The organism is Mannheimia pernigra (assembly GCF_013377995.1).
Lineage (GTDB): Bacteria > Pseudomonadota > Gammaproteobacteria > Enterobacterales > Pasteurellaceae > Mannheimia > Mannheimia pernigra.
On record NZ_CP055305.1, the window covers coordinates 528,118 to 541,333 of the forward strand.

15 protein-coding genes and 2 pseudogenes are annotated in these 13,216 nt (G+C 37.1%); 13 read left to right on the plus strand and 4 right to left on the minus strand.

Annotated features, from left to right (window positions below):
* Positions 1 to 10: 10 nt before the first annotated feature.
* On the minus strand, positions 11 to 148 hold the full coding sequence (locus tag HV560_RS02590) for a hypothetical protein (protein ID WP_176807843.1): 138 nt from the start codon (positions 146 to 148) through the stop codon (positions 11 to 13).
* 152 nt (positions 149 to 300) lie between these two features.
* Between HV560_RS02590 and HV560_RS02595 the strand changes: the two are divergent.
* Together HV560_RS02595 and HV560_RS02600 are read left to right on the plus strand one after the other, a co-directional pair.
* A pseudogene (locus HV560_RS02595) lies at positions 301 to 483 on the plus strand (IS1595 family transposase); the annotation flags it as partial.
* 292 nt (positions 484 to 775) lie between these two features.
* Positions 776 to 3,241, plus strand: coding sequence for a TonB-dependent receptor plug domain-containing protein (locus tag HV560_RS02600; RefSeq protein WP_176809395.1), 2,466 nt, complete (start codon positions 776 to 778; stop codon positions 3,239 to 3,241).
* Positions 3,242 to 3,281: 40 nt separating this feature from the next.
* Here HV560_RS02600 and HV560_RS10440 read toward each other — a convergent pair whose 3' ends face one another.
* Positions 3,282 to 3,416 (minus strand): hypothetical protein, encoded by a 135-nt coding sequence (locus HV560_RS10440; protein ID WP_015586978.1) that lies wholly within the window; start codon positions 3,414 to 3,416, stop codon positions 3,282 to 3,284.
* A gap of 269 nt (positions 3,417 to 3,685) precedes the next feature.
* On the opposite strand from HV560_RS10440, the gene HV560_RS02605 reads away from it, so the two are divergent.
* Complete coding sequence (locus tag HV560_RS02605; RefSeq protein WP_238336869.1) at positions 3,686 to 4,054, plus strand: transposase; 369 nt, start codon at positions 3,686 to 3,688, stop codon at positions 4,052 to 4,054.
* 380 nt (positions 4,055 to 4,434) lie between these two features.
* Positions 4,435 to 4,674, plus strand: a pseudogene (locus HV560_RS02610) (asparaginase domain-containing protein); the annotation flags it as partial.
* A 218-nt stretch (positions 4,675 to 4,892) separates the two neighbouring features.
* Here HV560_RS02610 and HV560_RS02615 read toward each other — a convergent pair.
* Both HV560_RS02615 and msrP read right to left on the minus strand, forming a co-directional pair.
* The gene (locus HV560_RS02615; protein WP_176812094.1) at positions 4,893 to 5,477 is read right to left on the minus strand and encodes a protein-methionine-sulfoxide reductase heme-binding subunit MsrQ; all 585 of its coding nucleotides are present in this window, start codon (positions 5,475 to 5,477) and stop codon (positions 4,893 to 4,895) included.
* Positions 5,477 to 6,430, minus strand: coding sequence for a protein-methionine-sulfoxide reductase catalytic subunit MsrP (gene msrP / locus HV560_RS02620; protein ID WP_176807847.1), 954 nt, complete (start codon positions 6,428 to 6,430; stop codon positions 5,477 to 5,479). The genes HV560_RS02615 and msrP overlap by 1 nt, the downstream gene beginning before the upstream one ends.
* A 320-nt stretch (positions 6,431 to 6,750) precedes the next feature.
* Between msrP and HV560_RS02625 the strand changes: the two genes are divergently transcribed.
* The 9 genes from HV560_RS02625 (at position 6,751) to srlD (ending at position 13,206) form a co-directional block, all read left to right on the plus strand.
* A complete protein-coding gene (locus HV560_RS02625; RefSeq protein WP_176807848.1) occupies positions 6,751 to 7,035 on the plus strand; it encodes a hypothetical protein in 285 nt (94 codons plus the stop codon).
* Positions 7,036 to 7,138: 103 nt separating this feature from the next.
* Positions 7,139 to 8,182 (plus strand): Gfo/Idh/MocA family oxidoreductase, encoded by a 1,044-nt coding sequence (locus HV560_RS02630; protein ID WP_176812095.1) that lies wholly within the window; start codon positions 7,139 to 7,141, stop codon positions 8,180 to 8,182.
* A gap of 165 nt (positions 8,183 to 8,347) precedes the next feature.
* On the plus strand, positions 8,348 to 9,454 hold the full coding sequence (locus tag HV560_RS02635) for a transglutaminase-like domain-containing protein (RefSeq protein WP_176807850.1): 1,107 nt from the start codon (positions 8,348 to 8,350) through the stop codon (positions 9,452 to 9,454).
* A complete protein-coding gene (locus HV560_RS02640) occupies positions 9,429 to 9,794 on the plus strand; it encodes a mercuric transporter MerT family protein (protein ID WP_159628859.1) in 366 nt (121 codons plus the stop codon). The genes HV560_RS02635 and HV560_RS02640 overlap by 26 nt, the downstream gene beginning before the upstream one ends.
* A 17-nt stretch (positions 9,795 to 9,811) precedes the next feature.
* Complete coding sequence (locus HV560_RS02645; RefSeq protein ID WP_159628860.1) at positions 9,812 to 10,117, plus strand: heavy-metal-associated domain-containing protein; 306 nt, start codon at positions 9,812 to 9,814, stop codon at positions 10,115 to 10,117.
* A gap of 235 nt (positions 10,118 to 10,352) precedes the next feature.
* Positions 10,353 to 10,907: a PTS glucitol/sorbitol transporter subunit IIC gene (gene srlA / locus HV560_RS02650; RefSeq protein WP_025235004.1), complete on the plus strand. Its 555-nt coding sequence runs from the start codon at positions 10,353 to 10,355 to the stop codon at positions 10,905 to 10,907.
* A gap of 31 nt (positions 10,908 to 10,938) precedes the next feature.
* Positions 10,939 to 11,931, plus strand: coding sequence for a PTS glucitol/sorbitol transporter subunit IIB (srlE, locus tag HV560_RS02655; RefSeq protein ID WP_176812096.1), 993 nt, complete (start codon positions 10,939 to 10,941; stop codon positions 11,929 to 11,931).
* A gap of 73 nt (positions 11,932 to 12,004) precedes the next feature.
* A complete protein-coding gene (gene srlB / locus HV560_RS02660) occupies positions 12,005 to 12,370 on the plus strand; it encodes a PTS glucitol/sorbitol transporter subunit IIA (RefSeq protein ID WP_176812097.1) in 366 nt (121 codons plus the stop codon).
* A 47-nt stretch (positions 12,371 to 12,417) separates the two neighbouring features.
* A complete protein-coding gene (srlD, locus tag HV560_RS02665) occupies positions 12,418 to 13,206 on the plus strand; it encodes a sorbitol-6-phosphate dehydrogenase (protein ID WP_176812098.1) in 789 nt (262 codons plus the stop codon).
* Positions 13,207 to 13,216: the final 10 nt, after the last annotated feature.

Sequence of the window (13,216 nt, forward strand, 5' to 3'; positions counted from 1 at the left end):
ACCCGAATTTTTATATATCTGATAAACGAAGTTGTTTATCCTCTAATTCGTGCTTTTCCTGATATTTCAAGTACTTTCTTATCATTTCTGCATTGACATCTACGGTGTCTACGCAGTAGCCTCTTGCCACAAAAGTGGGTTGCCCCACAATTTATGCTTACGTAAATAGGGAAACTTATTGAAAAATCTTATTGGACCCTGTTCACCCTTTTAAATGCCCCATTACGTCTTATACAGAAAATGAACGTGATTTATTTGAACGGTCAATTCTACCTTAATAGAAAGTGGTTTTTAGTTAGCAATCAAAATCACATTAACGGAATTGAGAATTTGGAGAGTCAGGCAAAATGCTATTTGCGTAAATTTAACGGCGTTCCTAAAGTACATGAATTCTATTTGAAAGAATGCAGATGGCGTTTTAATCATAGTGACTTAAAATATCAAGTTTTCTTTTTAAAACAATTGGTTAAATTGAGTTTCTAGGATAGCCCCTTATTTTTATAATCCTCTATTTAAGTGCATATTTCTATTTATGCTAATCGTCTAACGTATCCTTTATAATATTGAACATGATTACTATTTTCGTCTTGTGCTATACTAGACTCGCGCAATAAAGGCACACTTTTTTCTTCAGTGTCTTTAGCGTTGCGATTTAAATTTAATTACATTTTTTATAGGAAAGACAATAGAAATGAAGATCAAAAAATATGTATTTCACCTGACTTGTACAACACTTATCTGCCCCTTACCTAGGGTATTCGCAGAGGAAGGTTATATGTTAGATACGGTTGAGGTTAAAGCCCAAGCAATAAAAAAAACAGATGAAGTTTTCATTAAAACAGGGGCAATAAGCACCCGAGATAAAATCTTGGAATCAAACCAAAGCTTAGAGACTATTGTTCGTTCTATGCCTGGCGCATTTACACAAATGGATAAATCTCAAGGTGTGGTTTCTGTTAATATTCGAGGAGGTTCTGGATTTGGGCGAGCTAATACTATTATTGATGGAATTAGCCAAACTTTCTATGGTAGTTCGACAGATGATGGAGGGCGATCAGGAGGCACATCTCAATTTGGAGCTTTTATTGATCCTGCTTTTTTAATGTCTGTTAATGTGGAGAGAGGAACCTTCAGTGGTAGTAGTGGTGCCAATGCATTACTTGGAGCAGCAAACTTTAAAACTGTCGGTGTCAATGATCTAGTTACACAAGGAAATTCCATGGGTGCTATGTCTAAAATGACTTTTGGTAATAATGCAATAGGCCCAAATTATATGGGAATGCTCGCTGGCAAATACCAATTCAATGACTCTACTTGGATAGGAGCATTATTTGGGCATAGTTGGCGCAAAATCTCTCAAAATTATAAAATAGGAGGCGGACGAAAAGTTACGGATAGCTCGATTGACCTTAGTAAAATTGATGATCTAGATAAAGAAAGTTCTACCACCTCACCGTTCAATGCAGCTCATTTAAAACAAAAACCAATGAGTCGTATGGCTAAATTGGAATATGGCGATAAATACCAAACCATCACACTTTCTTATCGTGATTACCAAAGTCAGGTAGCGGGTAGACATTTAAAAAACCAAAACAACCAGTTAAATTATCGTTTTCACTTGCCTGAGTCACCTTGGTTAGATGTTCAAGTGGCCTATGCGGAAAATCAAGGCAAACAAAACTACAACAAAGGGAGCCGAATTAATAATAAATATTTAATTCAAGGTTTGGCAATTAACAACAAAGCGACAACCTTAAATTTGAGTAACACCTTTAAAGTGTCTCCGTTTAAAGATGGAGAATGGGAAGCAATATTAGGTTTTAATCGTTTAAAGAACCGCTATAGTAAAAATAGACATCCTGCGGAATTAAACTATAACTTAGAGAATGGCGAAACCAGCGAAAACAACGATTCTGTAGGAATGACAGCCGTTCGTAAATCGCTTTATACTTCAACTTTCCAGCCTGATGGCGAACAGAAGTTCGATACTTTTTATCTCGACAATCACTTTAACTATGGTATGTGGGGATTGGATATAAACGCAAATATTAATACCGCTCGGTTTATTGGTCAGCGTTTTAAATATTTTCCTTTTGCGATTAGAGAATTGGAGTCAGATATTAGACAGGCAAGTAGAAATAGGCAGTTTGAGCATTTAAGGTCATTACAATCTCAATTAGACAACTTGCAAAAAAAACATTGTACATATATTCCAGATGAGGATTTTCCTAATGATCCTGAATTGGGAGAGTTTAACTGTCCTGATGTCAATTTTCCTCATACAGCAACAGGAAAACATAAACGAATTAATTATTCAGCAACCTTGTCTGCTTATATTCACGATTTATTCACGCCCTTTATTAGTTATTCTCAAACACATCGAGCCCCTAATATTAAAGAAATATTCTTCTCTAACTTAGGTGACTATGGTGTAAATACCGCACTACAGCCAGAGCAAGCGAAAACAACACAGTTTGGTATTAATGGATTCAAAGAACGGGTATTTAGTGAAGAAGATAAATTAGGATTTAAAGTGCTATTTTATAACACTCACTTAAAAAACTATATTTATAATGTACAACATACCGCTGTTGGTAGTGCTCCTGGTTTATTCATTTTCCACAAAAACTATGAAAAACCAGTAAATATCAAAGGGATAGAATTAGAATTTAGTTATGATATAGGCTCTTTCTATGGCAACTTAGCTTATGCTCGTCAAAATACGAATCAACCCGTATCCTTTACAGATGCAAGTTCAAGGGTAGATGCCGCTTCTCATTATGGTTTTAAAACTCAAGGTTTTGGTGCCAGCAAAATTTCAGCGTTACCAAGAGACTATGGCTCATTGGAGTTAGGGACAAGATGGTTTGATCAAAGACTACAAATTGGCGGAGTGGCAAAATATTACGGAAAAAGTAAACGTATTGCGATAGATGAGTTTAACTATACTTATTATCCTGGAACACATATTGTGAAAGAAACTCATCGGCTCGAAGAAACCGTAAATAAACAACCTATTATTGTTGATTTTTACGTGAGCTACGAACCAATCAAGTCGCTTATATTAAAGTTAGAACTACAAAATGTCTTTGACAAAAAGTACATTGATCCTCTTGATGCTAATAATGATGCAGCAAGTCAGAGGGTTTACAATTCTGATATCAGTGATGAACCTATTTATACGCTCAATAATTATGCAAGAGGGAGAACTATAGTGTTTAGCACAAGTTATAAATTCTAAATGGGGTTGTCCTAGATAAGCTAGCTTAAATTTCCTTTAACTAATTATTTGGCATAGTGACTAAAATTGAGTCTGCACAGTAGGTTAAAACCTTATAATATAAGGATTTAACCCAGATGGTGCAAGCGTCCACGCTTGTGCCAGTTAATTCCTGTTCTGAAAGTATTTCAGTCATAAGATAAAAGCCTAAATCAGCCAAGTAAAATTTGGTTTATTTGGGCTTTTGTTTTTGGCACAAGCGTGGACGCTTGCATCATCATTTTATTTATCCATCCATTGCTATCATTTCAGTATTTCTTTGGCTTATCACAAGCGGTTAAATTTTATCAACACTTTGCAAGTTTTAATGATTTTTGCGATCTAGATCGAAAAAATTATATTGGCTTGTGGAATTTAATTTTGAATAGGGTATTTTTCTTATTCCTTTTTAAGTTGAGAAAGGCTATGAGCCGAAAATATAAATTCCACGAAAAGAGCGGTGCTTATTTTGTCAGTTTTGCAACTGTTTATTGGGTTGGTGTGTTTGTGAGAGAAATTTATTTTCAGGTAATTGTTGATGCCTTAGATTACTGCAGAAAACATAAGGGAATGATTTTGTATGCCTATTGTATTATGCCAACTCATATCCATTTATTATTTCAAGCAGAAAATCAAAATCCTTCTGATTTAATACGAGATTTCAAAACATTCACCGCTAAAATACTTATTCAGAGAATTAAAGATAATTTGCAAGAAAACCGTCGGGAATGGTTGCTGTGGATGTTTTCTCGGGCGGCTGAACGACGTTGTAATGTAAAACAATATCAATTCTAGCAACATCATAACCAACCTATTGAAATCTATTCGCAGAAATTCTTTGATGAAAAGTTAAATTATATTCATCAAAATCCAGTGGTAAGTGGTTTTGTGTCTGAGCCTTGGGAATGGAAATATAATTGAAATAAACTGCTTGTATTTTTGCGATCTCTGTCGAAAAATTGTAAATTTTTACTTGTCTGTCGGAGAATTTTGCGTAAATTCTGCTTATTATGTTTTAGTTAAAGGTATTCTATGAGTAGATAACCCAAATGAAAATAGCGATATAACCTATTTCTACCCAGTAATTAATTTCCGCTTTTATGTATCAGATCAAATAATTTACACTGATTTATCGGTATTATCTGTCTTTAGTTTTTTTAATTAAGGAGCCTTATATGAAATTCAAAAAATTAGCATTAGCAGCAATGTTAGGTGGCTTATTTGTAACAGCTAATGCGGCAGAATTACCTAATATCACTATTTTAGCGACAGGCGGAACGATTGCTGGTAGTCAGCAGAATGCAAATAGTAGTGCTTATCAAGCAGGGCAATTGAATATCGAAACCTTAATTGAAGCAGTGCCAGAAATGAAAACATTGGCGAATATCAAAGGTGAGCAGATTGTGAAAATTGGCCTACTAAAGCCTTGTTAGATGTAGGCTATCAAGGTATTGTCGTAGCAGGTGTTGGTAACGGCAATATGAATGCGGAAAATCTTGCATTATTTAGAGGAAGCCAACAATATTTTTAAGATTTTTAATAAACGTTAAAGCATATAAAAAATGGCATAAGTGAGTCACTTATGCCATTATTTTTTGTATGTGGTTTGACTGCTGCAAGCGGTGTGATTTTGCTATTTTTTTGCAAATTTAGCCTGTATTTTATGAGTAACAATAAATAGCACTAAGACCCCAATGATAATTGGATCGAATGTTACGCTTTTTACCGACCAATAATAATGCACCATCGCCAATACTAATGCAGGATAAGCCCACTGGTGAATCGTCCCCCAGTGTTTTCCTAATTTTCGTTTTAGCATAGGCAGCGAAGTGACAGCCATTATGCTTAGAATGAAAAAAGCAGTAGCGCCTAAAATCAAATATTGGCGACCAGCAAGCTCGCTAAAAAATAATTTGACATCAAGGCTTAATTCTAACAATAGATAGCTTGAAATATGTAGAGTTGCCCATACAAACGCCCATAATCCCAGTGGTCGGCGTAAAATTTGATACTGGTTTTTCTTTAGGTATTGTAGGGCAATACCAAGTAGAAACATTATACAAAAAATGACGATTGCACCATAACCGAGAAAATGCTCCAGCTCTTTAATCGGATCGGCACCTAATATTGTTTCATTACCCGTATATAATAGCTGTGCTACCCAAACTAGCGGTAATAAACAGCCAAGATGAATGAGTATACGTAACCAGGTTAGCATTAGTAGTTCACCTTTAAATCTAAGCCACGGTATAAATTTGCCACTTCATTTTCGTAGCCATTAAACATTAGCGTTGGCTGGCGTTTGACGGATAATAACCCGCTGGCACCAATTACGCGTTCAGAGGCTTGCGACCAACGTGGATGATCAACATTCGGATTCACATTAGCATAAAAGCCATATTCATTTGGAGCAAGACTTTCCCAAGTAGTGAGTGGACGTTTTTCGGCAAAGGTGATTTTGACGATCGACTTAATACTTTTAAAACCATATTTCCAAGGAACGACTAAGCGAATAGGTGCGCCGTTTTGCGGTGGTAGGGTTTTACCGTATAAACCGACGGACAGTAATGTGAGTGAATTTAAGGCTTCATCTAAGCGTAACGCTTCTACATAAGGATAATCAATCCCACCGCCTAGCAAACGATTTTTTTGTCCTGGCATTTGTGCAGGATCATATAAAGTGTGAAAGACCACATATTTGGCTTTAGTGGTTGGTTTTGCCATCTCAATTAAGCGAGCTAACTCAAAGCCTATCCACGGCACAACCATTGACCACGCTTCAACACAACGAAAACGGTAAATGCGTTCTTCCAGTGGAAACGTATTAAGCAATTGTTGATGATTTAAGCTAAATGGATTTTCAACTTCACCGCTAATTTCCAATGTCCAAGGATCGGTTTTAAAGTTTGCCGCATTTCTTGCTGGGGCACTTTTATCCACACCAAACTCATAGAAATTGTTATAGCCTATTACTTTGTTTTCGGGAGTGAGTTCAAGCCCTTTATTTGGATCTGGTTTAAACTGCAGTGATTGCAAGTGTCTTTGTGTTTCTGCCATACTTACTTTAGGCAATGCAGAAGCCGCAATACCTAACCCTAACGCGGTAATAATTTTGCGGCGTTGGTAGAAAATAGTTTCAGGTGTCACATCTTGAATGGTTAATTTTTTCATCGAGCTATCCTTTTTTATGAATTGTTGTTATTATTTTGGACTCAGCTGATCGAGAATTCTTACAAAATAAGTGTAATTTTTTATTGGGCATTCCTTACTTAAAGGAGATATATGAAGAGTCTATCTTCTACATAGAGAGAAAAGATTAGAAAGCAAATGGTTAAAATTGCTACCCTACAACTAACCGATAAGCTGCACTTAAAACTTGGATTTTGCCATTTTAATAAAAATACCAAGAAATTGGGCAAGATATTAAGAGCTTACAGTAACAATAAAGATGCTCCGCTCTGATTTATTATACATTTTAAAAGGAGAAAAATATGCGTTATTGGTTAATAAGTTTAAGCATACTATTAAGTGGCTGTGTCGTGCCAGTTACTCCTACAGGACAAGCTGGTATCCCTATGCCTATTATCATAGGTGTCTCAGATCAAATTGATTCCAAAGAGGTTCACATTTGTACTCTAAAGCCATTTACTCAGGAATACCGTAGTGAACATAGTAGCCGAGGCAGAGCCAAATTAAATGTACAAAAGCAATGCCTTGCAAACCACAGTAGCATATTTTGTGAAGAAAAAGAGATTGTTTGCAAAACTTATGATTAGTTAAATAAGCGGTCGTATTTTATCTATTTTTTGCAAAATTTTCCTAAAATTTGACCGCTTGTTTATTTAAGCTGATAACATCAAAATGTTATGAGGATTTTCTATGAAACCCATCAATATTTCCATTGCGGGTGCTGGTTTTTCCAGCCGTGTTTTTCATATTCCATTTTTGAAGCAAGATGTTCGTTTTAATATCACAAAAGTGTATGAACGCACTTCTAACTATGCGGCGGAGTGGTTGCCGAACGCGGAAACGGTGCGAGATTTCAGCTTGCTTTTAACGCCTGAAGTGGATTTAGTGCTGATTACCACTCCAAATCAAACCCATTATGCAATGGTAAAAGAGGCATTGCTTGCAGGCAAACACGTTCTGGTGGAAAAGCCTTTGGTTGCCACAGTGGCAGAGGCAGAAGCGTTGGCAGAGCTTGCAAAGCAACAAGGCAAGGTGCTTTATGTTTATCAAAACCGCCGTTGGGATAGCTATATAGCCACAGCGAAATCGCTCATTGAGCAAAATTTGCTGGGCGAGTTGGTAGATTGTGAAGTGCGTTTTGACCGTTATGCTAAAGAGAAAAATAGTAAAGCGTGGAAAGAGGCGGGCGATCGTGGTACAGGTTTGGTGTATGATTTGGGCGTGCATTTAATCGACCAAGTGTTGTATTTATTTGGCAAGCCCAAAGCGGTGTATGCTGATGTGCGTTATCAACACGAGGGTGTGTTGGTTGATGATAATTTTGATATTCAGCTCTATTATGCCAATGATTTTAAAGTGGTGTTGAAAGCCAGCCGATATGCTCGTGAGCCAAGTCCAACATTTGTGTTACACGGAAAATTAGGCTCTTATCTGAAACAGACCCCCGATAATCAAGAAACGTTGTTGAAAAATGGCGTGCAGCCTCTTGGCAAAGAGTGGAATATGGAGGAAAAAGAAAACTGGGGTATTTTACATACTGAGTTGGAAGGTAATGTCGTTCGCCAGCCTTATCCCAATGCTCAAGCTAGTTACCAAAATTTGTTTGATGATTTGTACCAAGTGATCGCCTACAATGCTGATCCAGTGATTAAACTAGAGGAAGTCATTTTTGTGTTGAAAGTGATTGAGCGTGTATTTGAAAGTGCAAAGTTAGGGCAAAAAATCTATTTGTAAATTTTTTATGATTTTTGACCGCTTGCAGAAAAATGGGGGAAATATATTCATTTTCCCCCATTGCTTTCCCCTTTTTTATTGGCTAATATGCAACCTCATCCGTAGTTAGAATACTTAATATGTTAAGTTTTAACTGTTTCTTCACTCTAATAAGGATCATTTCTAATGAATAAACTTATTGCTTCTCTTGTTGCATCAAGCTGTGCAACTGCTTTTTCGGCCCCTGTTCAACACAATAATTTCCACACCAATACTCATACTTATGAATTTACCCAATCTTATGATTTAGTGGTGCCGCAAGGTTCTTCAGGCACTACGAATTTATGGATTCCGTTACCGTCTGATACCGATTATCAAACCGTTAAATCCATTGAGTTTGAGGGAAGTTACAAAAACGCGTATATCACAGAAAATAACGCTTATGGGGCGAAAACCTTGTTTGCGACTTGGGATCAAGACGCTCCAAAACGTGATCTGAAGGTGAAAATGGTGATTGAAACCCAAGATCGTGAGCCAATGGCTCAAGGTGCGTTAGCACATTATCAAATGCCAGAGAAAATTATCTATTCGGTGGATGTGTTGGAGTACTTAAAACCAACGGCTCATATTAAAACAGATGGCATTGTAAAAGAATATGCCGATAAAATTGTGGGTAACGAGCAAAATCCGCTGAAAAAAGCGGAACTTATCCACAAGTGGATTGTAGAGAATATGGAACGTGATAACTCAGTTTTAGGTTGTGGCGATGGTGATGTGGAGAAAATCCTCACCACTAAAGTGTTAAAAGGTAAATGTACTGATATTAACTCTGTTTTTGTGGCTTTAGCTCGTGCTTCGGATATTCCCGCCCGTGAAGTGTTTGGTATCCGTTTAGGTCAGGCGGTAAAAATGGGGCAATACTCCAAAACTGCATTTGGTAGCTCAAAAGAGGGGATTGCGAATGAAAATACTGGACAGCATTGCCGTGCGGAGTTCTATCTAGCTGGTTTTGGTTGGGTACCCGTGGATTCTGCCGATGTTGCGAAAATGCGTTTAGCAGAGAAAAAAGAGGTTTCAGATCCAGATGTGCAAACGGTGTCTAAATACCTATTTGGTAACTGGGAAATGAACTGGGTTGGTTTCAATCACGGACGTGATTTTGATTTATACCCACAACCAGAACTTACTCCACTTAATAACTTTGGCTATCCCTATGCGGAAGTGGGGGGAGATCCATTAAACTCTTTTGAAGCGAAAGAATTTGGCTATGAATTTATCTCAAAAGAACTGTAATGGTGATAACAATAAATTTATCACAATGTGTATCACCGCGGTAGTTACTGCGGTAAGTTCGACATTATGTTGCATTGCACCACTGGTTTATTTGTTGTTTGGCGTTTCGTCTCCGTGGTTAATTGGGCTTAATCAGTTTGCATTTTTACAAATTCCGATGTTAATTTTATCGCTTGCCGCTTTTGGCTACGGTTTTTGGTTGCTCAATTTTTCCAATAAAATGATTTGCACCAAATATTTTTCTCGCAAAACACTCGTCATTTTATATTGGCTGGTGTTTGTGGTGGTCATTTTCTTTTTAACTTACCCATATATTTTGCCTTATATTTTAGAAATGTAGGGCGGAGAATAGATAAAATGAAATATTTTTTAATCATAATGAGCTTGGTTTGGAGTGGGATTTCTTCGATTTATGCACAAGAAAGAACGCCTGAACCTATCACAAAACAAGTTGAAAAAAACGTGGTTTTGCATATTGAAGAAATGAACTGTCAATTATGTGTTTATCTCGTAAATAAAGAGCTGCGAGCGGTGTCTGGGGTTATTTCTACCAAAGCCTCAATGAAAGATCGTAAAGTTAAGATTGTTACCACACAGGATGTGGATAACCAAACACTGATACAAGCGGTTGAAAAATTACATTATTCTGCAAAAGTGATGTAAGAAATAAGCTCAAACAAAGGTTTGAGCTTTTTCTTTTATTAATCCCTCTCTCATTTTCTTATCAAAGTATTTATCTATTTTATTCAAAATAAAACCAAATTAATTTAATTTGAAATGTTTTTCTGGTTTTGTGATCTTAATCACAGTTTTCAAAATGAAATTGTTTTACTATTTGCACATCTCGACACAGAGATGAAAAAATGTAATTTTTATTTTGAAAAATACGGAGGTCTTTATGATAGAAACAATCACACACGGAGCAGAATGGTTTATCGGTTTGTTCCAAAAAGGTGGTGAAACCTTAGTTGGAATGATAAACGGTATTTTGCCTCTTTTAATTTCATTACTGGTAGTAATGAATGCATTGATCAAATTCATTGGGCAAGATCGTATTGAAAGACTTGCTCAACGCAGTGCAGGAAACCCGATTTCTCGCTATTTAATCTTACCTGTTATCGGAACATTTGTTTTTTGTAATCCGATGACATTGAGCTTAGGGCGTTTCTTACCTGAGCGTTACAAACCAAGCTACTATGCAGCTGCATCTTATAGTTGCCACTCAATGAATGGATTATTTCCTCATATCAATCCGGGTGAATTATTCGTTTACTTAGGTATCGCCAGTGGATTAACCACACTAGGCTTACCACTTGGTCCTTTAGCTATCAGCTATTTGTTAGTAGGTATGTTTACTAACTTCTTCCGTGGTTGGATTACGGACTTCACTACCGCATTTTTTGAAAAGCGAATGGGTATTACATTAGATAAAGAAGTTCATTTATCTCACTAATTAAACAGAATGAAAAGTAGAGGAATGTATTATGAGTAACAAAGCTATTTATATTGAAAAAGGCAATGGCGGTTGGGGCGGTCCATTAACATTACCTGTAGTAGAAGGCAAAAAAGTGCTTTATATGACAGGAGGAACACGTCCTGCCATCGTGAATAAATTAGTGGAATTAACGGGGTGGGAAGCTATAGACGGCTTCAAAGAAGGTGAGCTACCGGCGGAAGAAATTGGCATTGCGATTATTGATTGCGGTGGTGTATTACGTTGTGGGCTTTATCCGAAACGTCGTATTCCAACTATTAATATTCACGCAACAGGTAAATCAGGTCCATTAGCTGAATTTATCGTAGAAGATATTTATGTATCAGCGGTAAAAGAGCATAACATTCGCTTAGTTGATGCAGAAGAGGCTTCTTCTGTAGTTACTGAGCCCAAAACAGTCGTTCCAAGCCAAGTGAAAGAGTATGACTCAAGTAAAAAAATTACCGAGCAAAGTGATGGTTTATTAGCAAAAATTGGAATGGGGATGGGTTCTGTTGCAGCATTATTCTTCCAAGCAGGACGAGATACGATTGATACCGTGCTTAAAACCATTTTACCGTTTATGGCATTTGTTTCCGCCCTCATCGGGATCATCATTGCTTCAGGCTTAGGAGATGTGATTGCACACGGCTTGACACCGTTAGCTAATAGCCCAATCGGATTAGTGATTTTAGCCTTGATCTGCTCATTCCCTCTCCTCTCGCCATTCTTAGGTCCTGGAGCGGTTATTGCACAAGTTATTGGGGTGTTAGTAGGTACACAAATTGGTTTAGGCAATATTCCACCACATCTAGCCTTACCTGCTTTATTCGCAATTAATGCTCAAGCTGCTTGTGATTTTATTCCTGTCGGTCTTTCAATGGCAGAAGCAAAACAAGATACCGTAAGAGTGGGTGTTCCTTCCGTATTGGTTGGTCGTTTTTTAACAGGTGCACCAACAGTGCTGGTTGCTTGGGCAGTTTCAGCATTTATCTATCAATAATGAATTACAAGCGGTTAAATTTACAAATTTTTTTGCCAAATGCACCGCTTGTAAATAAAGAGAGAACATCTATATGGCAATTATTTATACAACGACCTTTACTAAAATTGGTAATTTTGCTCAAGAATCCTTGCAAGACAATATGTTAATTACTTTTAAACAGGGTGCTCCTGCAGACTTGGAAGATTATTGCTTCATTCATAATCCATCTGAATTAAGTAGCCCTTTACAAGTAGGCGATATTGCAGAGTTTGATGGTGTAGATTATCCAATTACGGCAGTCGGTAGCGTTGCATCAGAAAACTTATCATCGCTCGGACACATCACTTTCCGCTTTGATCGTTCAACAGAGGCTGAATTTCCGGGAAGTGTTCACGTTATCGGAACACCACCGCAAGGTTTATCGGAAAATTCAACCTTGATTATCAAGCGTGATTAATAACGGATTACAATTTATTTCAAATTGAAAATTTAGAGGAATACATTATGAAAAATGAAAAAAAAGTGGCTATCGTTGTAGGTGGTGGTCAAACACTTGGAGCTTTTTTATCTGAAGGGTTAGCTGATGCTGGCTATCGTGTAGTTGTTGCTGATTTAAACGGTGAAAATGCACAAAAAGTGGCTAAAGATATTAATGCAAAACAAGGCGAAGGTAATGCGATTGGCGTGCAAGTAGATGCTGGAGATGAGCCCAGTGTTGAAGCATTAGCTAATGCTACCGATGCCGCATTTGGGCGTGCTGATGTATTAGTTTATAGTGCAGGAACGGCAAAAGCATCACCTATTTGGGATTTCAATTTAAACGATTTTGATTTATCGGTAAAAGTGAATTTAACAGGTTATTTCTTAACCGCAAAACATTTCTCTCGTTTAATGATTCGTGATGGAGTTAAAGGACGGATTATTCAAATTAACTCAAAATCGGGTAAAGTTGGTAGTAAATATAATTCAGGTTATAGTGCAGCAAAATTTGGCGGTGTAGGTTTAACTCAGTCTTTAGCGTTAGACTTAGCCGATAAAGGCATTACCGTGCATTCATTAATGTTAGGTAATTTATTGAAATCACCGATGTTCCAATCGTTAATTCCACAATATGCGGCAAAACTCGGCATTCTGGAAAATGAAGTTGAGCAAGTTTATATTGATAAAGTGCCTTTAAAACGTGGTTGTGATTATCAAGATGTATTAAATGTATTGAAATTCTATGCCAGCGAAGAGGCATCTTATTGCACAGGACAGTCTATCAATATTACTGGCGGACAGGTGATGTTCTAATAGCATAAGC

What these genes read in the sequence shown, in the direction of transcription:
- HV560_RS02600 (WP_176809395.1), top strand. Translation starts at nt 776, where the DNA reads ATGTTAGATACGGTTGAGGTTAAAGCCCAAGCAATAAAAAAAACAGAT.
- HV560_RS10440 (WP_015586978.1), bottom strand. Translation starts at nt 3,416, where the DNA reads ATGACTGAAATACTTTCAGAACAGGAATTAACTGGCACAAGCGTGGAC.
- HV560_RS02605 (WP_238336869.1), top strand. Translation starts at nt 3,686, where the DNA reads ATGAGCCGAAAATATAAATTCCACGAAAAGAGCGGTGCTTATTTTGTC.
- HV560_RS02615 (WP_176812094.1), bottom strand. Translation starts at nt 5,477, where the DNA reads ATGCTAACCTGGTTACGTATACTCATTCATCTTGGCTGTTTATTACCG.
- msrP (WP_176807847.1), bottom strand. Translation starts at nt 6,430, where the DNA reads ATGAAAAAATTAACCATTCAAGATGTGACACCTGAAACTATTTTCTAC.
- HV560_RS02625 (WP_176807848.1), top strand. Translation starts at nt 6,751, where the DNA reads ATGCGTTATTGGTTAATAAGTTTAAGCATACTATTAAGTGGCTGTGTC.
- HV560_RS02630 (WP_176812095.1), top strand. Translation starts at nt 7,139, where the DNA reads ATGAAACCCATCAATATTTCCATTGCGGGTGCTGGTTTTTCCAGCCGT.
- HV560_RS02635 (WP_176807850.1), top strand. Translation starts at nt 8,348, where the DNA reads ATGAATAAACTTATTGCTTCTCTTGTTGCATCAAGCTGTGCAACTGCT.
- HV560_RS02640 (WP_159628859.1), top strand. Translation starts at nt 9,429, where the DNA reads ATGAATTTATCTCAAAAGAACTGTAATGGTGATAACAATAAATTTATC.
- HV560_RS02645 (WP_159628860.1), top strand. Translation starts at nt 9,812, where the DNA reads ATGAAATATTTTTTAATCATAATGAGCTTGGTTTGGAGTGGGATTTCT.
- srlA (WP_025235004.1), top strand. Translation starts at nt 10,353, where the DNA reads ATGATAGAAACAATCACACACGGAGCAGAATGGTTTATCGGTTTGTTC.
- srlE (WP_176812096.1), top strand. Translation starts at nt 10,939, where the DNA reads ATGAGTAACAAAGCTATTTATATTGAAAAAGGCAATGGCGGTTGGGGC.
- srlB (WP_176812097.1), top strand. Translation starts at nt 12,005, where the DNA reads ATGGCAATTATTTATACAACGACCTTTACTAAAATTGGTAATTTTGCT.
- srlD (WP_176812098.1), top strand. Translation starts at nt 12,418, where the DNA reads ATGAAAAATGAAAAAAAAGTGGCTATCGTTGTAGGTGGTGGTCAAACA.